This is a genomic window from Anaerocolumna jejuensis DSM 15929 (assembly GCF_900142215.1).
Taxonomy (GTDB): Bacteria; Bacillota; Clostridia; order Lachnospirales; family Lachnospiraceae; genus Anaerocolumna; species Anaerocolumna jejuensis.
This window is the reverse complement of record NZ_FRAC01000027.1, coordinates 61,205-86,287: the sequence shown is the minus strand read 5'-3', so window position 1 is coordinate 86,287 and position 25,083 is coordinate 61,205. Positions and strand designations below refer to the sequence as shown.

Sequence of the window (25,083 nt, the reverse complement as noted above, 5' to 3'; positions counted from 1 at the left end):
CAAAAATGAATAAAAGGTTTACAAAGCTTATGGCTCTTGCTATGATTTTTATCATGGTTCTGAGTATGGCGGCATGCGGAAACAAAAGCAAGCCATCGGACGCTGTCGCTACACCGGAGGCAACAAAAGCCCCAGGGACAGAAGACACTGCAACACCCACAAAAAGCGGTTCAGACGGAGAAACAGTACCGGGCTGGCAGAAGAATGCAGATGACAAGGTAACCTTAACCTGGTATATCAATTTTTCCTGGTTTACGACACCTTGGGGGGAAAATTTAATTTCCAAGACAATCACCAAAGAAACCGGCGTTAACATTGAATTTGTAGTTCCTGCCGGAAATGAAGCAGAAAAATTGAATTCACTGATTGCATCGGATACCCTGCCGGATTTAGTAACACTTGGCTGGTATGAGCCTCAGGTAAAGGATATTATTGCCGATGGCATGGTCTACGCTTTGGATGAGCTGGCAACAAAATATGATCCCTATTGGTTCGATGTTGCAGATCCCGGCCGTGTAGGCTGGTTTACCCAGCAAGACGGGCATATCTACGGATATCCTAACTCCTCATTTTCACCTGCTGACTATAAAAAATATGATAACATATCTTCTAATCAGACCTTCCTGGTTCGCAAGGATATTTACGAAGCAATCGGAAGCCCTGATATGACAACTCCGGAAGGCTTCAAAGCCGCTGTCAAGGCTGCGGCAGCTAAGTATCCTGAAATTAACGGTCAGCCCATTATCCCTATCGGCGCCCATGAGTTTGCAGCAAACGGAAATAATTCATTTGATAACTACTTATGCAATTTCTTGGCCGTACCCTATGAAAAGGATGGTAAGGTATATGACAGATTTACCGACCCTGAATTAATAAAATGGTTGAAGACCTTCAGGGAATTAGGCCAGGAAGGCTATCTGCTTGATGATATTTTCATCGATAAGAGAGCTCAGATGGAAGAAAAAATCGCACAGGGACGTTACTTCTGTATGTTATATCAGAGAACAGATCTGGCAACACAGGAAAAGATTCTTTATGAAAATGATCCTAACAGCATCTATATTGCCGTAGACGGACCTAAGAACAGCAAGGGTGATGCTTATACATTACCGGGCACAGGTATCAATGGATGGACCTTAACAATGATTTCTAAGAATTGTAAACATCCTGACCGTGCAATTCAGTTATGCTCCTACCTTATGAGCGAGCATGGACAGCTGATGACCTGGCTGGGCGTAGAAGGTGTTACCTGGGATTCTGTTGACGGTGTTCCTACTATGAAAAAAGAGGTTAGAGATTTATTAAACTCTGACAGAAATAAATATGACAAAGAATATGGTTCTGATTCCGCATACTGGATGTTCCAGGATAATGCCATGGCATTAAAGTGGGCGGTACCTACCGCTGAACCTCTTGGACAGATGGAGAGATGGACGTATCCTTATGTAATGTCTACCTCTCAATATGACCTGACATTGACGGCAGGCTCTGAGGAAGCAGAAATCCAGCAGAAAGTTGATAATGAATGGGGAGTTGTCCTTCCGAAACTGTTATTGGCTTCTTCGGATAAAGAATTTGATTCTATCTGGAGCAAATTCGTTCAAATGAGAACGGATGCCGGAATGCAAAAGGTATTGGATAAGAGGACGGAAATGATGAAGGAGGCAAAGGAAAAACTCGGAATCCAGTAAGAATACACTGCGTGGAAAGACAGCCTGGTGAAATACAGGTTGTCTTTTCGCGTAGTGTTTTTGTGATTTTTTAAAATATTTTTTGCTTGTGCATTTTCAAAGCTTGATATGCTGCGGAGGTATGATGAAATTTATTAAAAGGCACTTTTCTGTATTGAAATTAAGTCATAAATTTACTTTCCTTATTATGACCATCGTAGTTTTCCCGCTGGTTATTTTTTCTATTATCTTTTTTGATAATATCAGGGATTCCAGGATTAAGGAGAAATTAAAAAGCGTAGAGATTAATTTTACCCAGAACTGTGAACAGATTCAAAAAAATGTGGAAATGTGCCAAATGTCTACCCAGGTAATGCTGAACAGCCAAAACTTCTGGAATTATGTAGAGAGGTTCTGTTCGGGGGAAAAGATAAAAACGGAGGAATTGCTTGAATTTTATCAGGGTGAAATCAAGGCCCTGGAGAAGATCGTTAATTCTAATCCCTACCTTTATCAGGTCAGAGTATATGCGGACTATCAGGGGATTCCGGAAATGATGCCCGTGCTCTATAAGATGGATAGGGTGAAAAGGCTTGCCTGGGCAAAAGAGGGGCTGCCCGAATCCGGTACCTGGCAATTTGATTACGAGGATGAGATACTTCCTTCCTTCTATGCTTCGAGAGACCAGCATCTGGTCGCCCTGGTAACCTATAAAGAACTGGAATCTGGGAAAATTGCCCTTATTGAAGTATCTACCAGGATGGAATTATTATTTGCCAATCTTTATTCCGGAGGAGATAATGAATGGACCTGTTTTGCCAGTGATAACGGTAAATATTATTTTGACCTGGAGAAGAAAAGCAGATGGATGGATAATATTGATGAAATATTAAAACAGAAACCAGAGAGCTCTGGTGATACGAACTATGTTCTGATGACCCTTGATAAGGAACCGGTCATAGTGTGCTTTAAATCTGTAAAAGAAATAAAGGGAACACTGTTCCGGGTCATATCCTTAAAGGAAGATTATGCTGCTGTTTCAAAGACCAAAAATATTTTCTGGGGCTGCTTCTTTGTTATTGTAATTATGCTGTTGCTCTTTTCCGATAAGATAGTCAAAGTAATATTAAGGCAGTTCTATGAAATTATGAACACCATTCACAGGGTGCAAAAAGGGGATCTGGATGTTCGGGTAAGAGTGTCCAATGCCGATGAAATCGGAGAATTGGGCCAGCAGATTAATAAAATGCTTGAACATATCACCGAGCTCATGGCAGACAATATTAAGAGAGAAATCCTAGTAAAGGATTCGGAAATCAGAGCCCTTCAGAATCAGATAAATGCACATTTTATTTACAATGTTTTAGAATCCATAAAAATGATGGCAGAGATAGAGGAAAAGTTCGAAATATCGGATGCGGTAACAGCTCTTGGAAAATTACTGCGCTATAGTATGAAATGGGTATCCCAAAATGTTACGGTATTAGAGGAAATTGATTATATTAAAAATTATCTGGCGCTTATTAACCTGCGGTTTGATTATGAAATTTATCTAAGCCTGAATATGCCGGAGCGGATATATAAACAGGAAATACCGAAGATGTCCCTGCAGCCTATTATTGAAAATGCTATTTACCATGGCATTGAGGAATTGGCGGAAGATACCAGCATATATATGAAGGGGATTCTGTATGAAAATTACTGCATTATAGAAATCACTGATTCGGGAAGGGGAATGAGTGATGAAGAAATAGACAGACTGCAAAAGAAAATCCAGGGGGAAATTGAAACCACAGGAAGTTCAGGGAACGGTATTGGGTTAAAGAATGTCCAGGACAGGATTAAAATCAGTTTTGGCAGTGAATATGGGATTAGTATAGCTTCCAAAATAGGCTGCTATACAAAAGTAATAGTAAAAATCCCATTGGTGTAGACAGTAATGCAAAAGGGGGATACTTAATGAAAAAGCTTTTAATTGTGGAAGATGAAAAGATGATAAGGCAGGGCATCGAATCCATTGCAAGACGCTCCTCCGTACCCATTGAAGAAATATTGCTTTGTAAAAACGGAGAAGAAGCCTTAGAAATCGTCAAAAATAATCAAATCGATGTAATGATTACGGATATCCGTATGCCTAAAAAAGACGGCATAACCCTGGTAAAAGAGATTCAAAGCCTGCCTCATATCCCTAAAGTAATCGTAATAAGCGGCTATGATGACTTTTCCTATGCGGTGGAACTGCTTCGGTATGGGGCAAAGGAATATTTATTAAAACCAATTGAGCGTGAAAAAATCAATGCCATACTGGAAAAGCTGGAGCAGCAGATTCAGGAGGAGGCAAGGCAGGTGGAAGATTCCGCCCGGTTTGGAATCCAGCAGTTTAAAGCTTTACTGCTAAATCCGGGAAATGCCAGAGAAGATACCTATGCAATTGAAAATTATTTTAGAAAATACTTTGTAAAGGATGACTATGTTGTTTGTTGTACGAATGGAAAATCCGGGCAGACAGTATCAATATCTGATTCACAGATCATTGCGCTGGATGATGTGAACGGGCAAAGTGTTTATTTCATTCATGCGAACATAAAAGAGGAAGTTTTAAGTAATTTATTGAAAGATTACTTTGTAGGTGTCAGCAAAGAGCATAAGAGCCTGAGTGATCTGCGGATTGCTTACGAGGAAGCTTTATATGCCAGAAAATACACCTTTGCTACCGGGAATTTTATAACGGAGTATAATAAAACAGAAACTGCCAAAGAAACCATATCCGACGAAATCATCGATCAGATGGTCCAATTGGTGGGTACGGATAAAATTGACGAAGTAAATAAGTTTTTATTCAGGATATTATATAAAACAAAGCAGGGTCAGATTGAACCGGATGATTTTATGAAAATTATGAATGACCTTGTGGGTAAAATATGCAGCAGCTATAAAAATGTTCTGGACATTGAAAGCGAAGAAGCTGCTAATCTGAAAAATGTGTATTCTTATGATACCGCAAGCATTTATTACGAAACGGTCCATTTGTGGATTGAAAGTATAAATGAAAAGCTGCTGGCAGAATATGACGACTACAAAAACAAACAAAAGGTCCAAAGTGCAATAGGGTATATACAGGAGAATTATTCAAAGGATTTGAATATGGCAGTTGTTTCAAACTATATTTCCATGAACTATTCCTTGTTTTCCTTTGCATTCAAACAATATACGGGAATGAATTTTGTGGACTATATAAAAGCCATACGCATGAAAGAAGCCAGAAGGCTGCTGAAGGAAACGGATGAGACAATCATTGGAATCAGCAATGCGGTGGGATATAAAAATGAAAAGTATTTTATGAAAATATTCAAAAGCACTGCCGGAGTTTCTCCTACGGAATTTAGAAAAAATGCCCAGGCAGGAAAAAGGATTGCCGGAACTTAAAGTAATAGGAATCATTGAGTGAGCAAGGTCAAAGCACAATAAAAAGCCAGCGGGAGTGAATGAGTGAATCGTGCCTGTCAGACAGGCAAAAAATAAAGAATTATATTATTTAATTGTCTGCCTGGGGAGCATATCAGAGTTCGCCTGCTGGCTTTTTTTGAATGCTAAAAAGACCGGAGCTGATATTTGCCTATAAATAAGTCTGATTTTAAATTTCTTTGCGAAAAAGGGAAACAAGGGATTTATAGAATTACCAGCTTAAAGGGCGAGCTTTGCAATTCTTTCGCAGAGTTCTTCATAGGAGATACCGTCGGCCTTGGCTTCCTGGGGCAGCAGGCTGACAGGAGTCATACCGGGGAGGGTATTGGCTTCCAGGCAATAAAATTCGCCATCTTCGCTTAGAATAAAGTCTACCCGGGAGTAGGTTCCAAGGTACAGGGCTTTATGGACTGACAGGGCAAGGGACTGTACTTTTTTTACAAGCTCCTCAGACAGGGCAGCAGGACAGCATTCCGTGGTAAGTCCCTGCTGGTATTTGTTCTTATAATCATAGAAGCCTTCCTTCGGTATGATTTCTATTACCGGAAGAGCCCTTTCTTCCAGGATGCCGACGGAAAATTCCCTTCCCTTAAGGAGCTTTTCCACCAGTACCCTTTTGGAACCAAAGGAGGAGAGCTTATCCGTTGCAAGGGTCAGAGCAGAGGAAAGCTCTTCCTTGTTATGGGCAAAAGATATGCCGATGCTGGAGCCGTTGCTAATGGGCTTAACCACACAAGGAAAGCCAACCGAGGTAGTGATTTTCTCCGGAGTAAGGCTGGCCGCATCATCGGTTATCCAGGGGGCTGTGGGAATGTTATCATGGCATAGGAGCCTCTTTGTAATGTCCTTATCCATAGCAAGGAGGCATCCGGTGTAGCCGGTGCCGGTATAGGAGATGCCGTTGCAGTCAAGAACTGCCTGCAGCTGTCCGTTTTCACCCATAGAGCCGTGAAGAGCGATGAAGACCACATCTGCAAGTCTGCACAGGGAAAGGACATTGCTGCCGATCAGCTCTTTCCTTCCATTATTCTTACGGACAAGTGCCTCCAGGTCCGGTGCGGTATCCGGTATATGGTACTCATACCGGCGGTTATCCTCCTTTGTCAGAAACAGGGCGGGAAGTGCTTCCTCCTCTGCCTTAATACCTTCATATATATCTGCCAATACAACGGCGTGGCCGGAAGCCATCAGGGCATTGGCAATTAAACTGCCGGAGGACAGGGACACATCTCTTTCCGGGCTAAGCCCTCCTGTTAAAACTACAATTTTCATAATAGGGAATCCTCTCTTTTTTACCAAACATTATATTCGCAAGAAATACAGAGTAATAGCAGTATAATGCTTTCTAGTTCTTAGATAGTGCTGTAAAAAAAGAATGGTCTAACAGTAACCTACCGGGACAAACCACCAAAACAAAGTCATGGGTCATCCGGGTATCTGCATTATATCCCATGCAGCACGTGCAAATAGTTGACAAGAGGTTATGGGGATGATACGATGAAGGCACTATGAAAGAACGAAAGTTGGTTAATGCATGTTTTATCAGGAGCTTAAGAAAAACAGCTATTATATATATTCGGACGAGCTTGAGCTTATGCTGGCGGCTATTAATATCCTGGAGGGGGAAAAGGGACATGGCTTATGTATGCAGGTATATACCAGAAAGAAGCTGGATGCCCTGAAGAAAAAGTACGCCTTTCTTACGGAGGTTTTTCAAGCGGCAGGGTGTCCCTATGGAATGCTGGAAGCCCTGACAGACTATCCCTTGGCGGATTTTAGCCTGGATACATACTGTGCTCACCTCCTGCATATGGATACGGCAGGCTTTTTGTCCGGCTATTTTAATATTTTCAATGAAAAGCTTGTCAGGGAAGCTCTTGAGAAGGAAGAGTGCTTTGAAAAGCTTTACAGGGAATATTCAAAGCTTTTGGGAAATTATCTGGGCTGTAAGATGCTTTTTAGGGAAAGCCCGAAAATAATCTGCGATTTTTTTGCCTTTGTAAAGGAGCTGGCTGCCGATGGTTTTTACAGGGAAAATGAAAGAGTAAAGGAAGTCCTTGAAAGGGAAGCAGGAAAGACCGGAGAGGAGCTTAAGCATCTGGAACCCCTGGAATATTCACAGAAAATGATGGGGAAGATCTTTCATAACAGAGGGCCTTATCAGGAATTTTACTTTTCTCCCAGCTTATTTTTGACGCCCAGAATGATTCGCTTTTTTGGGAAAAACCAGGTGCTGTTTTATTCTATCCGAGAGCCCCAGCAAAATCAGGAAAAGATATTAAAGCAGCTGAAGGCCGTGGGAGATGATACCAGATTTAAGATTATCGCTCTGCTGAATGAAAAGGAACCCTTAAGAGGGCTTGATATAGCGAAGGAGCTGTCCATGGCACCCTCCACCATATCCCATCATATGGAGCAGCTGAAGAGCTGCGGCCTTCTAAATGAGGAGCAGGATAAAAGCTCCAAATATTACAGCATTAACAGAAATTCCGCAAAGGAACTGCTGGAAGCGATGGAAAAGCTTTTATATAAGCTGAATTAATTATAGGGCTATTTAAGCCAGCCGGTTTATCCTTCTATTGGCTGCAAATCTTTGCAGACATCTATCCAGCCCAAGCTGTTGGAGTACTTTTCAAGCTCCGCAGGAGTTAATTCAATGGCGCTGTTGGAGCTGCCGCAGGCAGGAAATACTGTTTGAAAACGGTTCAGGGACACATCCAAATAGACTTCTGCATTATCGTTTACCGCAAAAGGACAGACACCGCCCACTGCATGTCCTATAAGGGACTCTGTTTCCTCCGGGGCAAGCATTTTTGCTTTTTTCCCAAATCGGGATTTGTATTTTGCATTATCAATCCGTGCATCACCGGCAGTTACAATCAGAACGATTTTTTCACCTGCATGGAAAGATAATGTTTTAGCAATCCGGCATTCTTCACAGTTTAAGGCCCTGGCGGCAAGCTCAACTGTTGCACTGGAAACATCGAATTCCAAAATCCTGTCATCAATCCCTAATTCTTTAAAATAATGTCTGACTCTTTCTATTGACATTCTTGTATCCATCCTTTCCTATCGATATTTCTTTCTCATATCACACCCTATCTGCGCATTTGCACATTTCTGCAAGGTTGTACCAAATTATAGCATAAAGAAAGTAATATAACAATTTTAACGCTCAATAAACGCTCATTTAAATACCGCATTTGTTAAAAAAATAAATTCGGCGTTGACTAACGATATATTATTCGATTATAATAATATTCGATATATATCGAATATTGAAAAGGAGAATTCTATGGAATGTGTGATTGACGTTGAAAATTTACATCGCGAATTTGTTACAGCAAAGGGATGGATTCACCGGAAGAAGGAAAGGGTCCGGGCGGTTGACGGGATTTCCTTTCAGGTAAAAAGAGGAGAAGTATTTGGACTTTTAGGGCAGAATGGAGCCGGGAAGACAACCACCATTAAGATGCTGATTACGCTGCTTGCACCAACAAAGGGAAAATGTGAGGTATTGGGTTTTGATACCTTTTCCCAGGAGAAGAGGATAAGAAACCGCATTAATTTTATTTTTGGAGGTGAATTAGGGCTTTACAGGCGTTTGTCCGCAAGGGACAATCTGAGATATTTCGCCTGCCTGTATCATATAGGACAGGTGGAGGCCGCCGGCAGGATTGCCAGGATACTCCAGCTGGTGGGGCTGAGTGAAAAGGCGGATATTTTGGTCGAGACCTTTTCCAAGGGAATGATTCAGAGGCTGCAGATAGCAAGGGGACTCTTAAATGACCCGGAAATTCTCTTTATGGATGAACCTACGGTGGGACTTGACCCTCTGGGAGCCAGAATGCTGCGGGATATCATAAGGAAGCTAAAGGAGGAGGGAAAGACAATACTTTTGACCACCCACTATATGTATGAGGCAGATGAGCTTTGCGACCGGATAGCAATCCTAAACAGGGGAAAGCTGATAGCCCTGGATACCCCTGCTAACCTGAAGAAACTGGCAGGCTTGGAGGAAGTAATAGAAATCCGGCTGGAATACCCTCCGGAAAATAAGGTGAAGGAGATAGAAATGATACGGGGCGTAAAGGAGGCTGTATTGCAGCAGGAGGAAAAGGACTGCCTCCTTACGGTAAAATTCAGCAAGGGGGCGGAAGTGATTGAAGGGGTTATGGAGATTTTAAAGGGGGTAAGGGTACACTCTTTTTCCAACAGGGAAATAACCCTGGAAGATGTCTACATAAAAATGCTGGAGGAGCTGACATGAAAAGACTGCGGGTAATTTATTATACGGCATTGCTGCAAATGAAATGCTCCTTTGCCAGGCCGATGTTCCGTTTCTGCCTGATTGCAAATCCTATGGTCAACACCATACTTTTATATGAAATGTTCAAAAGCTCCGGCCGGGAGGATTTTGCCTCCTATGTTGTCCTTGGCGGTGGTCTTATGGCACTCTGGAGCTGTATCTGCTTTTCCTCTGCAGGTGACATCAACAGAGAACGGTATGATGGGACCCTTTCACTTATCTATGTGGCTCCGGCAGGCTTTTCTGACATTGTAACAGGAAAAGTGATTGGGAATACAATACTGAGCCTGGTCACCTTTATTTTGTCTTTTTTAACGGCAAAGCTTTTGTTTCGGGTAGAAATAAAGGTAAGCCATCCTTACTTCCTGCTGTTAGCCATTCTTTGTGCGGTTGTCAGTTTTTCCGTGATTTCAATTGTTGTTGCCTATTTGCTTACCCTGTCCAGAAAAACACAGTTATATATGAATTGTATTGAAATTCCTGTTATTCTTGTATGCGGCTTTGTTTTTCCGGCAGAAATACTTCCCCAGTGGGTAAGGCCGGTCAGTTATATCCTTTCTCCGACCTGGGCGGTGAAATTAATCCGGATTAGTGTATCAACGGCCTGGAGTATAAAGGAGTTTTATACAGTGCTTTGTATACTGGCATTAGTTACTGCCATTTACCTTGTCATAGGGTACTTTCTTTTGAAATTAATCGAGAGCCAGGTAAGGGTCCTGGCAACCTTGGAGGTGAGCTGATGAGGATGAAGAGGTTTTTTACATTATCGTGGTTAAGCTTTAAGAGCCGGAAATCCATGTTCAAGATAGAAGAGTTTCTTTGCTATGAGACCTTATATCCCCTGCTTACATTAATCTTTTACTGTGTTCTTGCGGGATACAGCTATCAGACATCGAATCTGGCAAGATGGGTTGCAGGTAATTCTTTTTTACTGTGTATCAATACCTGTATCTTTACACTGGGTAGTACGTTTATGGCGGAGAGGGCCTATGGATGCATCAGAAGCCTGATCGTGTCCCCGTCTCATAAGCTTGGAATAATACTGCATAAGGGATTTTTTACCTGCATTTCCGCCATGGTTACGGTTATCCTTGGTTTTCTGGCAGGAGGGCTGATATTTTCTGTAGATTATTCAGGAATTAACTGGTTCTTTTTTTTCACAGCGGTTGTTACGGCAATGTTTGCGGCAGCAGGCTTTGGAATGTTCATTGGCATTTTCGGACTGGTTACGGACCAAATGCATTTTGTACTGAATTTTATGTCATATGTGCTGATGATTTTCTGCGGTGCAAATTTCCCCATAGAACAGCTTCCGCCTGTTGCCAGGATAGTGTCCGGGTTCCTTCCGCTTACTCACAGTATTGAAGCGGTGAATATGCTGTTCGGGACGATAAGCAGATTTCAATTTATACGGCTTTTGCTGCAGGAAGCAGGAATTGGGATTCTTTATTATCTGCTGTCCTTTTTCTTGATAAGGCTGATTGAGAAAGCTGCTATTAAAAAGGGAGCGGTTGAGGTGTTTTAGTATAAAACAAAAACCGGATATGCTGTTTTCTCTGATGAGACATACAAAGCAGCATATCCGGTTTATTTGTTGTAAAGAAAAGGATGCTGCCACCTGTTCAGGTACAATAGTGCCTTACAGTTTAATATCTATGTTGCTTCCCAGACTTGGGTTGACAGACATCTCCATCATCTTAACGATTCCGTCTCCGGCTTTTTCCACGGTATCCAGGGACATACTTAATACTGCGGTGCTAACGGCTGCATATGTATTCTGCATTGACAGGGCTGTAGACAATTGTGCAATATCCATAATATTCACCCATCCTTTCTTAATGTGGCTAGACCCTGTGATAAGAGTTTTACAGGGTTTAGGACTACTGAAAACAGTCACAAATAATATATCGGTATAAAACTGAAATTTTCTTAGGATTGACTTTCCCGGGAATCTGTTTGCAGTCCGGGAAGGACTTATGCTATAATGAGGCAAATAAAGATAGTTCCAATAGACGGATGAATAAAAAAGGAGGCAGTTATGGTATATTTATTCTTAGCAGATGGATTTGAAGAAATTGAAGGACTTACGGTAGTGGATTTACTGCGCCGTGCAGAAATTGAGATTACCACGGTTTCTGTGACGGGCAGCATTAAAATTGCAGGTGCCCATGGCATTCATGTGGAAGCCGATGGATTGTATGAAGATTTTGATTATAAGGATGCGGCCATGCTGGTGCTTCCCGGAGGCATGCCGGGGACAAAGAATCTGGCAGCCCATAAGGGCCTTGTAAACCTCCTGAAAAATTTCAGAGAGGAAGACAAGGCTTTGGCAGCTATTTGTGCGGCACCCAGTATTCTGGGTGAGAATGGGCTGTTAAAGGGAAAGGAAGTTACCTGTTTCCCGGAGTTTGAAGAAAAGCTCATAGAAGCAAAAGTAACGGGAGCAAGAGCGGTTACGGACGGAAATATTATTACCGGAAAGGGTATGGGTACTGCCATTGACTTTTCTCTGGAAATCATCCGTTATCTGAAGGATAAGGAAACCGCAGACCAAATAGGTAAAACTATTCAGTACTTTTAATCTCCTTTCGCAGCAGCCAGAGGGTTAAGACATTGGGCAGTATCATGAGAGCATTGATGAAGTCCGATAACTCCCAGACGAAGTCCAGGGACAGGACGGCACCGACAAATATCATAACGATATAGCACAATTTATATGTGCCGATTCCCTCCTTGCCAAAAAGGTATAAAACGGCCCTTTCACCAAAATAGGACCAGCCAATCAAAGTTGCCAATGCAAATGCAACAATGGAAAAGCCAAGGATGTACTCACCGTAGGGAAGCTGCATAAAGGCAGCAGTTGTCAGGTCGGAGGCAGGTATCCCCTTTACGGAAGCCGGATTTTTTAAAATATTGGCAACAATTACGATGCCTGTAATGCCGCACATTACCACAGTGTCCCAAAAGGTCGCGCTCATGGATACAAGGGCCTGGTTATGGGGATTGTCTGTTTTGGCACTGGCTGCTGCTATGGCAGCGGTTCCGATTCCCGCTTCATTGGTAAAGAGGCCCCTTGCGATTCCGTATCTTGCTGCTGTTTTAATGGTGCTTCCGATAAATCCGCCCACCATGGCACTTGGCAGAAAGGCAGAACGGCATATTAAAACAATGGCAGGAAGAATATAATGGTGATTCATAACAATTAAAACCAGGCAGGCCGCTATGTAAAAGAATCCCATGGCAGGGACCAGCTTTTTGCACAGATTGCCGATTGAATCAATACCTCCCAGAATAACAAGACCGGTAAGTACTGCAACGGCGATTCCCACTGCATAAGGAGAAAGTCCCCAAAGGGAAGAGGTAACATTGGTTATGGAATTGGACTGGGTGGAGCATCCTACGCCATAAGAAGCGCAGAGAGTTAATAAGGCGTATACAACTGCCATAGGCTTTGACTTAAGACCATGCTCCAGAACATACATGGGACCGCCGGAATAGGTACCGTCCTTGGCAAGAGTACGGTAGCGGATACCAAGATAACATTCTCCGTAGGTTGTGGCCATGCCCAGGATGCCGGTAAGCCAGAGCCACAGAATAGCACCGGGACCGCCCATGGCTACTGCTGTGGAGACACCGATGATATTTCCGATACCGAGAGTTGCGGCCAGTGTGGTGGTAAGAGCGGCAAAGCTGCTGGTCTGCCCTTTCTCATCCTCGGAGGATTTCGTTGAAAGGCGGATACCCCTAAAAACCTTTTTTTGAATGAATTTTAACCGGAAGGTCAAAAAAAGATGAGTAGTAATTAAGAGCACCAGCATAGGACCGTTCCATAACAGGCGGTTTAAGCTTTTAATAAATAACAACGTATTTTCCATAGAAGGCACCGTTATATGAGTTTTCTATAGTATATGCTGTTTGTTGGACATTAAGTATCCAGAATAATAGGTATTCGGTCAAAAAAGTATAAAATAAATAGAAAGCTTCCACAACTTACCATAATAATTTTCGAAATATTGATAACAATAATATTACGATAACTGATTCAAAAGAGTCGGTTGTCGGTAACTACAGGAACAAAAGTTCCTGGATTAAACAAATATTTTCGGAGGTGAAAATTATGGCTAGTAGCAACAGCGGATCAAACAGAACAGAGGTTCCTCAGGCTAGAGAAGCTCTTGACAGATTTAAAATGGAGATTGCTTCTGAAATCGGAGTACCTTTAAAACAAGGTTACAATGGTGATTTAACCAGCGCTCAGAATGGTTCTGTAGGCGGAGAAATGGTTAGACGTATGATCAAGAGACAGGAAGAATCTATGTCCGGTCAGGGCTCATCTTTTTAATTTCTGAAATAAAAAAGATCTAGCCGTCAGCTTAAACTATAAGACAAATGCCTTATAGCTGCAATAGGTACGGCGAATAAAACATCATCTAATATATATGACCAGCCGTTCCTGATGGAGGCAGTCATGCATATAAGATGATGTTTTTTATATACACGGGGACAAATGGTGTTACATATATTGGGAATGAAGTGGGATACGGAAGTTTATAGGGGGCGGACGATGATTTTGGATGCATTCCTTTGCTTTCCTGTTCAGGGTTCCAAATTCCACTAAAATGGCGGTAACTGTTCCTGGCAGATGAAATTATACCAAACTCGCTGGGACGTTGTTTTTGTGGAAGGTTGAGAGCTCGGACAGTGGTATAATTTTATCTAGTCACAGTTGCCGCCATTTAAGTGTCATTAGGAACCCTTCAAGGGAAAGCAAAAGAACGCATCCAAAATCATCTGGCTGTGCATATATATTTGTATTTACAGAAAGAGGTTAATGGGTTGCGATTATAATTGGGTTATGGTACAATCGTTTTTGAACTGCTTAAATTGAGAGGTTTGTTGCGGCTTGTTATATTATTTCATGGAAAAAACGAAAGTTCTGATAGAATGGTACATAGAAAGTATTATAGAAAGAAAGGATAGCTGGCAGGCAGATTGTAAGCCGGGTTACAGGGTATAGTCATGGGTAAATATTTTGGTACGGATGGTTTCAGGGGAGAAGCAAACGTTGATTTGACGGTGGAGCATGCTTATAAGGTGGGAAGATTTCTCGGACATTATTTTGGGAAGGAACACAGGCCTAAAATTGTTATTGGAAAGGATACCAGGCGTTCCAGCTATATGTTTGAATATTCACTGGTTGCGGGACTTACGGCCAGCGGTGCGGATGTTTATTTACTGCATGTAACCAGTACTCCCAGTGTTTCCTATGTGGTACGGAGTGAGGATTTTGACTGCGGTATTATGATTTCTGCCAGCCATAATCCCTATTATGATAATGGAATAAAGGTTATCAACGGCTGTGGTTATAAGCTGGAAAGCGATGTGGAGGAACTGATTGAGAACTACATAGATGGGAAGGGTGAAGAATTACCCTATGCTACGAAAGAGAATATCGGAAGAACGACGGACTATGTAATAGGAAGAAACCGTTATATTGGATATCTGATTTCACTGGTATCCAACTCCTTTAAAAATATGAAGGTGGGCCTTGATTGCGCCAATGGTTCTGCGTCCAGCCTGGCAAAAGTGGTTTTCGATGCATTGGGAGCCAAAACCTATGTAATCAACAATGAGCCCAACGGGACAAATATTAATGAAAAATGCGGCTCCACCCATATTGAGCATCTGCAGAAATTTGTAGTGGAAAACCAGCTGGATGTGGGATTTGCCTATGATGGTGATGCAGACAGATGTTTAGCGGTGGACGATAAAGGCAATATTATAGACGGAGACCTGATTCTTTATGTTTGCGCAGTTTATATGAAGAAGAGGAATGAGTTAAACAACAATACGGTGGTGACGACCATCATGAGTAATTTAGGACTCTATAAGGCTTTGGAGGAAAAGGGAATCGCTTATGAGAAAACCGCAGTAGGTGATAAATATGTATATGAAAATATGATGGAATATGGTCATTCCATCGGCGGTGAGCAATCAGGACATATTATCTTCAGCAAGCATGCTACTACAGGGGATGGAATCCTGACTTCTTTAAAGATTATGGAAGTTATTCTGGAAACCAAGATGAAGCTCTCCGAGCTTATAAAAGAGATACAGATATATCCCCAGGTTCTTAAGAACGTCCGTGTGAAGGATAAAAAAGCAGCAAGGGAAGATGCCGTAATCGTAGAAATAGTGGAAGAGGTTACCAAAAAGCTTGGAGATAACGGCCGAATTCTTGTAAGAGAGAGCGGCACGGAACCGGTGTTACGGGTAATGGTGGAAGCACCTACCGAAGAGGAATGCGAGAAATATGCGGCCCTTGTTGTTGAGAAGCTGAAAGCCCAGGGTCATGCAATTGCTTAATATAAAAAAATATGGTATTTACAGAATGGCTATGATATAATATACTAATGTCAAAACGTCAAAATGGGAAGTTATACAATTGCGTATTCATAAGCGTATTATAGTTTCACATATTTTAAGGAGGAAATTTTAAATGAGTTTACAGGTAGAGAAGTTAGACAAAAACATGGTTAAGCTAACCGTTGAGACTGCAGCAGAAGAATTCGATGCAGCAATCGAGAAAGCTTATGCCAAAAATAAAGGAAAATTCAATATTCAGGGCTTCCGCAGAGGTAAGGCTCCCCGTTCATTTATAGAGAAGATGTACGGTTCAAGCGTTTTTTATGAAGATGCTGCTAATCTTATTATTCCTGATGCTTATGAGAAAGCAGCAGATGAATGCGGTTTAGCACTGGTTTCAAGACCTGAAATTGAAGTAACACAGATTGAAAAGGGCAAGCCTTTTATTTTTACTGCAGAGGTTGCTGTTAAGCCTGAAGTAACACTTGGCGAGTATAAGGATATCGCAGTAGAAATCCCTTCCTCCGAAGTAACAGCCGAGGATGTGACAGCAGAACTTGATAAGGTAAGAGACCAGAACGCTAGAATCATCACTGTAACAGACAGACCTGTTGAAGATAAAGACCAGACCGTGATTGATTTTGAAGGCTTTGTTGACGGTGTTCCCTTTGAAGGCGGAAAAGGTGAGGACTATTCCCTGACCATCGGTTCCCATTCCTTCATTGATACCTTTGAGGATCAGTTAATCGGAAAGAATATCGGAGAAGAAACAGAAGTAAACGTTACCTTCCCGGAAGAATACCATGCAAAAGAACTGGCAGGAAAACCTGCTTTATTTAAGGTTACCGTAAAAGAGATCAAGGCAAAGGAATTACCTGCAGCTGATGATGATTTTGCACAGGATGTATCCGAATTTGATACATTGGATGAATACAAATCTGACATTGAGGCAAAATTAAAAGAAAAGAAAGAAAAAGATGCAAAGAGAGCAAAAGAAGATGCTGCCGTTGATAAAGTAGTTGAAAATGCAACGATGGAAATTCCTGATGCCATGCTTGATACACAGGTAAGACAGATGGCAGATGATTTTGCCCAGAGAGTTCAGTCTCAGGGACTTACCATTGAACAGTACTTCCAGTTTACAGGCACCAATGCAGAGCAGCTCATTGAGCAGATGCGTCCTCAGGCATTAAAGACAATCCAGGTAAGACTTGTATTAGAGGCTATTGTAAAGGCTGAGAATATTACCATACCAGACGAAGATTATGAGAAAGAAATCGCTCTGATGGCTGAAAATTATAAAATGGAAGCTGATAAATTAAAGGCCTTAATCGGAGAAAAAGAAAAAGAACAAATTATTATGGATATGGCTGTTCAAAAAGCAGTTGATCTGATTGGAGAGACAGCCGTAGCTGCACAGTAAAAGCGGATTTTATACGCGTGCTGAAGCACGCAGATGGGAGCCAACTATGAGTTTAGTACCTTATGTCATTGAACAGACAAGCCGCGGTGAAAGATCCTACGACATTTATTCCAGATTATTAAAAGAAAGAATCATCTTTTTGGGAGAGGAAGTAACAGATGTATCTGCCAGTGTTATCGTGGCACAGTTACTTTTCCTGGAATCAGAAGACCCCGGAAAGGATATCAATTTATATATTAACAGCCCTGGCGGCTCTGTAACAGCAGGTATGGCAATTTATGATACCATGCAGTACATTAAGTGTGATGTTTCAACCATTTGTATCGGTATGGCAGCCAGTATGGGTGCCTTCCTGTTAGCAGGAGGAAAGAAGGGCAAGAGATTTGCTCTTCCCAATGCAGAGGTCATGATTCATCAGCCTTCCGGCGGAGCGAAGGGCCAGGCAACGGATATTAAGATTGTTGCTGAAAATATTTTAAAGACAAAAAAGAAATTAAATGAAATCTTAGCAGCTAATACAGGAAAACCTCTGGAAGTCATTGAAGTCGATACGGAAAGAGATTATTATATGACAGCTGAAGAAGCAAAGGCTTACGGACTGCTTGACGGTATCATGGTAAGCAGGTAAATTAAGTCAGGTAGGAAGGGAGTTGGTAAAAAGAGTGGCGAACAGAACCGATGACAGAAAACAATTAAGATGTTCCTTTTGCAATAAAACCCAGGATCAAGTGCGAAAGCTCATTGCGGGACCCGGTAATGTATATATTTGTGACGAGTGTATAGAAATCTGTTCTGAGATAGTGGAAGAGGAATTTGATGATAAAGTACATGATACTGATATCAATTTATTAAAGCCCGTAGAGATTAAAAACTTTCTGGAGCAATATGTTATTGGACAGGAAGAAGCAAAAAAGGTACTGGCAGTATCCGTATATAACCATTATAAGAGAGTGTTGGCAGGAAGAGATTTGGATGTTGAACTGCAAAAGAGCAATATTCTTATGGTAGGACCTACCGGTTCCGGTAAAACCTTTCTTGCACAAACCCTGGCAAAGCTTTTAAATGTGCCCTTTGCGATAGCGGATGCTACTGCTTTGACAGAAGCAGGCTACGTGGGTGAAGATGTTGAAAATATTCTGCTGAAGCTTATTCAGGCAGCGGAGTTTGATATCGAAAGAGCAGAGCATGGAATCATCTATATTGATGAAATTGATAAAATAACCAGAAAGTCCGAGAATACTTCCATTACCAGAGATGTATCTGGTGAAGGTGTTCAGCAGGCTTTACTTAAAATATTAGAAGGGACAGTTGCTTCTGTTCCCCCGCAGGGAGGAAGAAAGCATCCCCATCAGGAATTTATACAGATCGATACGACCAATATCCTCTTTATCTGCGGAGGTGCCTTTGACGGTCTGGAGAAAATCGTAGAAGCCAGAATCGGTCAGAAGTCCATCGGCTTTAATGCTATGATTTCAGACAAGGCAAAGGAAAATATCGGTGAATTATTCCGTCAGGCTATGCCTCAGGATTTTGTAAAATACGGACTGATTCCGGAGTTTGTAGGACGTGTTCCGGTATGTGTGGCTTTGGATGCTCTGGATGAAGAAACACTTGTACGTATTCTGACAGAACCTAAAAATGCTATCATAAAACAGTACAAGAAGCTGTTTGAGCTGGATGGCGTAGAGCTTGAATTTGAAGAAGAAGCCATACGCACCATAGCAAAGCGTTCCCTTGAAAGAAAAACCGGCGCCAGAGGCCTGCGTGCTATTATGGAATCTGTTATGATGGATTCCATGTATAGAGTCCCCACAGACACTCAAGTTTTAAAGTGCATCATAACAAAAGAAGCTGCAGAGGGTCAGAATCAGCCTAGATTAATCAACACGGAAGATAATCAGCCCAGAAAAGCAATATCAAAACGAATATCCAAAAAGAACAGCAATGAGATTGCGTAAGCAAATAGAGAGAGTTGCTTCAAGAAGATTCGATTGTTATAGGGACTGCCTTAAAATATCTCACCAGAGGTTTTAAGGCAGTTTTTATCTTACGAAAACAGGGAGGTAAGAATGAGTGATTACAGCAGAAAAGTGCCTATTGTAGCACTGCGGGGAATGGCTGTGCTGCCGGGAATGCAGATTCATTTTGACGTTAACCGTCAGATGTCCATAGAGGCCATTGAAAATGCAATGGAAAATGACCAGTTGGTACTTTTGCTGACGCAAAGAGATCCGGATACGGAAGAACCCGGGCAGGAGGATTTATTTTCTGTGGGCACCATCGCTCTGGTAAAGCAGATTATCAAGCTTCCGGGCAATGTAATCCGGGTGCTGGTTACCGGCACGGACAGAGCCAGACTTGACAGTATCGTTGAAGAAGAACCCTTCCTTATGGGCGAAGTTGCTATGATAGAGGAAAATAAAGAAGAGCTTGGCGAATCTGAAAAGAAAGCAATGTTAAGGGGATTAAAGGATATCCTGGAGGTATACTTTACTGAAAACCCTAAGATAGGCAAAGAGGTCATAAAGACTTTGGGCAAGCTTGAGGAAGTGGGCGAGCTGATTGACCAGATTGCCATTAATCTTCCCATAAGCCTTGAAGATAAACAAACCCTTTTGGAAGCGGAAGATACTTATACCAGATATGAAAAGATAATGGTAATCCTGACAGAGGAGATTGACATTATCCGTATCCGCAAGGACCTGCAGCTGAAGGTAAAGGAAAAAGTTGATAAGAACCAAAAGGAATATATCCTGAGAGAACAGTTAAAGCTGATCAGAGAAGAGCTTGGAGAAGCCGGAAGCGGAGCTGATGCGGACAGTTACCTGACAGCGGCAGAAGAGCTGGAGGCTTCAAAGGAAGTAAAAGATAAGATAATAAAAGAAGTCGAGCGCTTTAAAAATGTTTCCGGAAATTCTTCGGAGGGAGCCGTTATCAGAGGCTATATTGAAACACTCCTCGCACTTCCCTGGGACAAGGTAAGCGAAGATAAAAAGGATATTGCCCAGGCGGAAAATATTTTGGAGAAGGAGCACTACGGACTGGAAAAGGTAAAGGAGCGTATCCTGGAATTCCTGGCAGTCAGAGTGCTTACAAAGAAAGGTGAAAGCCCGATTCTTTGCCTTGTGGGACCTCCGGGAACCGGCAAGACCTCCATTGCACATTCGGTAGCCAAAGCGTTAAATAAGGAATACGTCCGAATCAGTCTTGGCGGTGTAAGAGATGAAGCTGAAATCAGAGGACACAGAAGGACCTATGTAGGTGCCATGCCGGGAAGAATTATTACCGGACTTAAAAATGCAGGAGTAAAAAATCCGCTGATGCTTTTGGATGAGATTGATAAGGTCAGCAGCGATTACAAGGGAGACACCTCAGCGGCATTGCTGGAGGTGCTGGACTCGGAGCAGAACAAAAAGTTCGTGGACCATTATGTGGAGATACCGGTGGATTTATCCGAGGTATTGTTTATAGCCACGGCAAATTCCCTGCAGGGAGTGCCAAGGCCCCTTCTTGACAGAATGGAGATTATAGAAGTCAGCAGCTATACCGGGAATGAAAAGTTCCATATTGCCAAGAAGCATCTCATGCCCAAGCAGATTCTCCGGAACGGACTCACTACAAAACAGCTTGCCGTATCGGATAAAGCTCTGGCAAAGATAATTGCCGGCTATACAAAGGAAGCCGGGGTACGTAACCTGGAACGAAAGCTTGGAGCCATTTGCAGAAAGGCTGCCAAAGAAATCGTAAGCAGCCAGGCAGCCAAGGTAAGAGTGAATGAAAAAAATCTGGAGAAATTCCTGGGCAAGGAAAGATACTCCTTCCAGCCGGCCAATGAAAAGGACGAAGTAGGAATCGTAAGAGGACTTGCCTGGACCAGCGTAGGTGGTGATACTCTTCAGATAGAGGTCAATGTTATGCCTGGAAAAGGAAAATTTGAACTGACAGGCCAGCTGGGTGACGTCATGAAGGAATCCGCAAAGGCAGGTATCAGTTATATCCGCTCTGTCAGCAGGGATTACGGAATTGCAGACGATTATTTTGAAAAGAACGACATCCATGTCCATATACCGGAAGGTGCCGTACCAAAGGATGGTCCTTCTGCCGGAATAACAATGGCAACTGCCATGCTGTCAGCCATTACAAAGAAAGCTGTAAGGGCAGATACTGCCATGACAGGAGAGATAACCTTAAGAGGAAGAGTACTTCCTATTGGAGGTCTTAAGGAGAAAATACTGGCAGCAAAAACTGCCTATATGAAACAGGTGCTGGTACCCCTTCAGAACAAAAAAGATATTGAGGAAATTCCAGCAGAAATACTGGAAGGCATCGAACTGAAATATGTGGATTCTATGGCGGAAGTATTGAAATATGCTCTTGCTTAAGAAAGGAGATACTGAATGCATGTAAAAAGTGTAAATCTGGAGACTGTCTGCGGTATTACCAGCAAGCTTCCCGAAAATGAGAAGCCGGAGATTGCCTTTGCCGGAAAATCAAATGTTGGGAAGTCCTCTCTGATAAATGGGCTGATGAACCGTAAATCTTATGCCAGAACCAGTTCCCAGCCGGGAAAGACACAGACAATCAATTTTTATAATATCAATGATTTGCTGTATTTCGTGGATTTGCCGGGATATGGTTACGCAAAGGTATCGGAGGAGCTAAAGGCGAAATGGGGAAAGATGATTGAAAAGTATCTGAAAACCTCAAAGCAGCTTAAGCTGGTATTTCTTCTGATAGATATCCGCCACGAGCCCTCGGCCAATGACAAAATCATGTATGACTGGATAGTGCATCAGGGCTATGAACCAGTGATTATAGCAACAAAGCTTGATAAGATTAACCGCAGTCAGAAGGACAAGCAGCTTAAGCTAATAAGAAGCGGCCTGGGAGCAAAAAGCGATACCAGAATACTTCCTTTCTCCGCCCTTTCAAAGCAGGGACTGGAAGAGATATGGGCCTGTATGGAAGAAGCTCTGGGATTTGAAACCGAATAAAATAAAAGAAGAAGCCCCGGCCCTTTCGCTTAAATACAAGACACAGTGTATTATAGGAAAGGCAGGGAGCTTCTTTTCTGTTCAAAGGCTATCCTTTTAAAAGGTGGTTCAAAACATAGGAGTATATTTCCTGGCTTTGTCCCCGCCAGTTGCTGCAGATTTTAGCTGCATCCTCCTCCGTGGGGACAGAGATGCTGATATCGATAATCGGATTTTTCTTTTCCATGACACGCAGGGAAACCATGTAATCTTCTTTGCTGATCTTATGATATTCGGATAGGGTGGAGGTTTCGTCCCTAAGGCTGTATTTATTCTCCTTCAGATAAGTCAGAATCTCCTCCTGAATAGGCTGGGATATCATATTCTGAAAAAAGGAGAGAGTTTCTTCACCGGAGGGGGTTATCTGATACAGGGAACTGTGACCGACAGTTTCCACCACTATGAATTCTTCTTCCGTTAAGTCGGATATGCATTGCTGCAGGCTGAAATAATTGGTGTATTCCTTATCCAGTATAAAATTTGATATCTGTGCATTCGTCAGTGAAAAATCCACTTTATCCAATAGAAACAGTATAATCAGTTTATATAAGGTTAGCGCATCTGTCTGCATAAAAAGCCTCCTCTCAAAAAAGAAATTACAACGCTTTTCCCTGCCAGGAATCCCTGGCTTTCATTTCCTTGTGAATAAAATTTAACACATGCTTTTTGTTGCCGCTCCATAAAGGCGCAAGCAGGAGCTTTTTCGGCCCGTCACCGGTAAGCCGGTGTATTACCATATCCTGAGGGAGCCTTTCGATACAGGAAATTAAAATATCCGTATACTCCTCTAATTCAAGTGCTTTGTAATCCATTCCGGCAAGGGGGGTGTCCTTTAATACGTGCAGCAGCTGCAATTTGATGCCCTGCACCGGCTGGCTCCTGATATAATCCATGGAAGAGAGCACCTTGGAGGCATTTTCACCGGGAAGTCCTGTTATCATATGTACAATGACCTTGGCGCCGATATTGTTTAAATCCTTTACCGCTTTTTCAAAGACAGGCAAAGAATAGCCTCTTCCTATCAGTTCTGCCGTATCCTCATGGCTTGTCTGCAATCCCAGTTCCACCCATAAGGGCTTGATGCCGGCACATTCGGCCAGAAGGTCCAGGACCTCTCCGCCCAGACAGTCAGGCCTTGTGGCAATGGATAAAAGGGCGGTATTTTCATTGGACAGGGCTTCGTGATAGATTTTCCTTAGATAGGATATTTCTCCGTAAGTATTTGTGTAGGCCTGGAAATATGCAATAAAGGAGGGGAGTATATCGCCCTGGGGATTTTTTAAGCTTTCGGGGAGCTTTTGATATACCCTTCCCTTTGCTTCTTCAATCTGTTCTGAAATAGAGAGGGCTGGAGAAGCTCCGAAGTCTCCGCTGCCGCCTGCACTGCAAAAGATACAGCCGCCGGTCCCAAGGGTGCCGTCTCTGTTAGGGCAGGTCAGGCCGGCATTTAATGAAATTTTATAAAGTTTTCTGCCAAAGGTTTCTTTTAAGTAATAATCCAGGGAATAATAGGGCTTGTCACCCCACATTTTTTTCTCTGTCAACAGCAGCTCCTTCCTGGTTTACAGGGTAGTGGCGTTAGCTATTACAGCGTTGCTGACAGCTTCACATACCCGGGGGTCAAAGGGCTGCGGCAGTATATTATCATCATTCAGCTCTTCCTCAGCAACAAGGCCGGCAATTGCCTTTGCTGCGGCCAGCTTCATTTCTTCTGTAATCTGGCTTGCTTTTGCTTCTAAGGCTCCCTTAAAGATACCGGGGAAGGCAACCACATTATTGACCTGATTGGGAAAATCGGACCTACCGGTTCCAACGACCCGGGCTCCGGCTTCCTTTGCAAGGTCAGGCATGATTTCCGGTACGGGATTTGCCATAGCAAACAGGATGGAATCTTTATTCATGGAGGCTACCATTTCCTTTGTTACAATTCCGGGAGCTGATACGCCAATAAAGATATCCGCACCTTTTAGGGCATCACTTAAGGAGCCTTCCTTCTTTTCTATATTAGTAACAGCCATAAGCTTTTGCTGCATCCAGTTCAGGCCCGGAGTATTCTCTGAGAGCATGCCGGTTTTGTCACAAAGCACGATATGCAAAAAGCCATAGTTTAACAGCAGTTTTGCAATGGCTATTCCTGCGGAGCCGGCTCCGTTAACAACAACTCTGGAAGCTTCCTTTGTCTTGCCGGTTACTTTCAGGGCATTTATTACTCCGGCCAGTACAACAATAGCGGTTCCGTGCTGGTCGTCGTGAAATACAGGAATGGAAAGGCGCTCCTTCAGGCGTTCTTCAATCTCAAAGCATCTTGGAGCCGAAATATCTTCTAAATTAATGCCGCCAAAGCCGGGAGCAATCCGGACCACCGTTTCAATAATCTCTTCTGTATCCTGGGTATCCAGACAAATAGGGAAAGCATTGATGCCTCCGAATTCCTTGAACAGGACCGCTTTTCCTTCCATAACAGGCATGGCTGCATAGGGTCCTATGTTTCCGAGACCTAAAACGGCGCTGCCGTCGGAAACAACTGCTATGGTATTGGCCTTTATGGTATATTGATAGGCAGCATCCTTATCCTTCGCAATTACATTACAGGGCTCTGCAACTCCGGGAGTATAGGCAAGAGCGAGATCTTCTCTGGTTTTTACAGAACATTTCGCATTTGTTGAAATCTTTCCCCGCCACTGCTCATGCAGAAGCAATGCTTTTTCGCTGTTTGTCATATAATAACCTCTTTTCGTATTGTTAGTTTGTCATACATAGCTGCATCATTATTATAGATTTAGCTGGTCTCGTAAAATCAGGCATAGTTATTCATTC

22 protein-coding genes are annotated in these 25,083 nt (G+C 42.6%); 15 read left to right on the top strand and 7 right to left on the bottom strand.

Annotated elements, in window-relative coordinates; translation table 11 throughout:
* Positions 1-5: 5 nt before the first annotated feature.
* The 3 genes from BUB77_RS22415 (at position 6) to BUB77_RS22405 (ending at position 5,096) form a co-directional block, all read left to right on the top strand.
* Positions 6-1,691: a type 2 periplasmic-binding domain-containing protein gene (locus BUB77_RS22415; protein WP_073279244.1), complete on the top strand. Its 1,686-nt coding sequence runs from the start codon at positions 6-8 to the stop codon at positions 1,689-1,691.
* Between the two features lie 124 nt (positions 1,692-1,815).
* Positions 1,816-3,603 (top strand): sensor histidine kinase, encoded by a 1,788-nt coding sequence (locus tag BUB77_RS22410; RefSeq protein WP_170866717.1) that lies wholly within the window; start codon positions 1,816-1,818, stop codon positions 3,601-3,603.
* Positions 3,604-3,629: 26 nt separating this feature from the next.
* Entirely contained in the window at positions 3,630-5,096 is a 1,467-nt protein-coding gene (locus BUB77_RS22405; protein WP_073279242.1) for a response regulator, read from the top strand.
* Positions 5,097-5,354: 258 nt separating this feature from the next.
* Here the strand turns inward: BUB77_RS22405 and BUB77_RS22400 are convergent, their stop codons facing one another.
* Positions 5,355-6,407, bottom strand: coding sequence for a D-alanine--D-alanine ligase family protein (locus tag BUB77_RS22400; protein WP_073279241.1), 1,053 nt, complete (start codon positions 6,405-6,407; stop codon positions 5,355-5,357).
* Positions 6,408-6,669: 262 nt separating this feature from the next.
* Between BUB77_RS22400 and BUB77_RS29255 the strand changes: the two genes are divergently transcribed.
* Entirely contained in the window at positions 6,670-7,677 is a 1,008-nt protein-coding gene (locus tag BUB77_RS29255; RefSeq protein ID WP_084124608.1) for an ArsR/SmtB family transcription factor, read from the top strand.
* Positions 7,678-7,703: 26 nt separating this feature from the next.
* Here the strand turns inward: BUB77_RS29255 and BUB77_RS22390 are convergent, their stop codons facing one another.
* Positions 7,704-8,186, bottom strand: coding sequence for a YbaK/EbsC family protein (locus BUB77_RS22390; protein ID WP_073279240.1), 483 nt, complete (start codon positions 8,184-8,186; stop codon positions 7,704-7,706).
* Positions 8,187-8,430: 244 nt separating this feature from the next.
* Between BUB77_RS22390 and BUB77_RS22385 the strand changes: the two genes are divergently transcribed.
* From BUB77_RS22385 to BUB77_RS22375, 3 genes are read left to right on the top strand one after another with little or no spacing between them, the layout of a single operon-like run.
* Complete coding sequence (locus tag BUB77_RS22385; protein ID WP_073279239.1) at positions 8,431-9,405, top strand: ABC transporter ATP-binding protein; 975 nt, start codon at positions 8,431-8,433, stop codon at positions 9,403-9,405.
* Positions 9,402-10,184 carry an ABC transporter permease gene (locus tag BUB77_RS22380; RefSeq protein WP_073279238.1) on the top strand — a complete coding sequence of 261 codons (783 nt, stop codon included), beginning with the start codon at positions 9,402-9,404 and terminating at the stop codon, positions 10,182-10,184. The genes BUB77_RS22385 and BUB77_RS22380 overlap by 4 nt, the downstream gene beginning before the upstream one ends.
* Positions 10,185-10,189: 5 nt before the next feature.
* Complete coding sequence (locus BUB77_RS22375; RefSeq protein ID WP_170866716.1) at positions 10,190-10,969, top strand: ABC transporter permease; 780 nt, start codon at positions 10,190-10,192, stop codon at positions 10,967-10,969.
* A gap of 114 nt (positions 10,970-11,083) precedes the next feature.
* Here BUB77_RS22375 and BUB77_RS22370 read toward each other — a convergent pair whose 3' ends face one another.
* A complete protein-coding gene (locus tag BUB77_RS22370) occupies positions 11,084-11,260 on the bottom strand; it encodes a YjfB family protein (RefSeq protein ID WP_073279236.1) in 177 nt (58 codons plus the stop codon).
* Between the two features lie 222 nt (positions 11,261-11,482).
* Here BUB77_RS22370 and BUB77_RS22365 point away from each other — a divergent pair, with 222 nt between their 5' ends.
* Positions 11,483-12,025: a DJ-1 family glyoxalase III gene (locus BUB77_RS22365; RefSeq protein WP_073279235.1), complete on the top strand. Its 543-nt coding sequence runs from the start codon at positions 11,483-11,485 to the stop codon at positions 12,023-12,025.
* On the opposite strand, the gene BUB77_RS22360 is transcribed toward BUB77_RS22365, so the two are convergent.
* Positions 12,009-13,319: an alanine/glycine:cation symporter family protein gene (locus BUB77_RS22360; protein WP_073279234.1), complete on the bottom strand. Its 1,311-nt coding sequence runs from the start codon at positions 13,317-13,319 to the stop codon at positions 12,009-12,011. The genes BUB77_RS22365 and BUB77_RS22360 overlap by 17 nt on opposite strands.
* A gap of 242 nt (positions 13,320-13,561) precedes the next feature.
* Here BUB77_RS22360 and BUB77_RS22355 point away from each other — a divergent pair, with 242 nt between their 5' ends.
* The 7 genes from BUB77_RS22355 (at position 13,562) to yihA (ending at position 22,227) form a co-directional block, all read left to right on the top strand.
* Positions 13,562-13,786 carry an alpha/beta-type small acid-soluble spore protein gene (locus BUB77_RS22355; RefSeq protein WP_073279233.1) on the top strand — a complete coding sequence of 75 codons (225 nt, stop codon included), beginning with the start codon at positions 13,562-13,564 and terminating at the stop codon, positions 13,784-13,786.
* Positions 13,787-14,463: 677 nt separating this feature from the next.
* On the top strand, positions 14,464-15,810 hold the full coding sequence (gene glmM / locus BUB77_RS22350) for a phosphoglucosamine mutase (protein WP_073279232.1): 1,347 nt from the start codon (positions 14,464-14,466) through the stop codon (positions 15,808-15,810).
* A gap of 133 nt (positions 15,811-15,943) precedes the next feature.
* Positions 15,944-17,233 carry a trigger factor gene (gene tig, locus BUB77_RS22345; RefSeq protein WP_073279231.1) on the top strand — a complete coding sequence of 430 codons (1,290 nt, stop codon included), beginning with the start codon at positions 15,944-15,946 and terminating at the stop codon, positions 17,231-17,233.
* Between the two features lie 46 nt (positions 17,234-17,279).
* Complete coding sequence (gene clpP, locus BUB77_RS22340) at positions 17,280-17,861, top strand: ATP-dependent Clp endopeptidase proteolytic subunit ClpP (protein ID WP_073279230.1); 582 nt, start codon at positions 17,280-17,282, stop codon at positions 17,859-17,861.
* Positions 17,862-17,895: 34 nt separating this feature from the next.
* On the top strand, positions 17,896-19,191 hold the full coding sequence (gene clpX, locus BUB77_RS22335) for an ATP-dependent Clp protease ATP-binding subunit ClpX (protein ID WP_073279259.1): 1,296 nt from the start codon (positions 17,896-17,898) through the stop codon (positions 19,189-19,191).
* A 111-nt stretch (positions 19,192-19,302) separates the two neighbouring features.
* Entirely contained in the window at positions 19,303-21,615 is a 2,313-nt protein-coding gene (lon, locus tag BUB77_RS22330) for an endopeptidase La (RefSeq protein WP_073279229.1), read from the top strand.
* Positions 21,616-21,630: 15 nt separating this feature from the next.
* A complete protein-coding gene (yihA, locus tag BUB77_RS22325; RefSeq protein WP_073279228.1) occupies positions 21,631-22,227 on the top strand; it encodes a ribosome biogenesis GTP-binding protein YihA/YsxC in 597 nt (198 codons plus the stop codon).
* Positions 22,228-22,315: 88 nt separating this feature from the next.
* Here the strand turns inward: yihA and BUB77_RS22320 are convergent, their stop codons facing one another.
* The 3 genes from BUB77_RS22320 to BUB77_RS22310 are packed head-to-tail and all read right to left on the bottom strand — an operon-like array spanning position 22,316 to position 24,986.
* Positions 22,316-22,837 (bottom strand): DUF4364 family protein, encoded by a 522-nt coding sequence (locus BUB77_RS22320; RefSeq protein WP_073279227.1) that lies wholly within the window; start codon positions 22,835-22,837, stop codon positions 22,316-22,318.
* Between the two features lie 25 nt (positions 22,838-22,862).
* Positions 22,863-23,795, bottom strand: coding sequence for a tRNA modification radical SAM protein MnmL/YtqA (locus BUB77_RS22315; RefSeq protein WP_073279258.1), 933 nt, complete (start codon positions 23,793-23,795; stop codon positions 22,863-22,865).
* Positions 23,796-23,828: 33 nt separating this feature from the next.
* Positions 23,829-24,986, bottom strand: coding sequence for an NAD(P)-dependent malic enzyme (locus tag BUB77_RS22310; protein ID WP_073279226.1), 1,158 nt, complete (start codon positions 24,984-24,986; stop codon positions 23,829-23,831).
* Positions 24,987-25,083 lie beyond the last annotated feature (97 nt).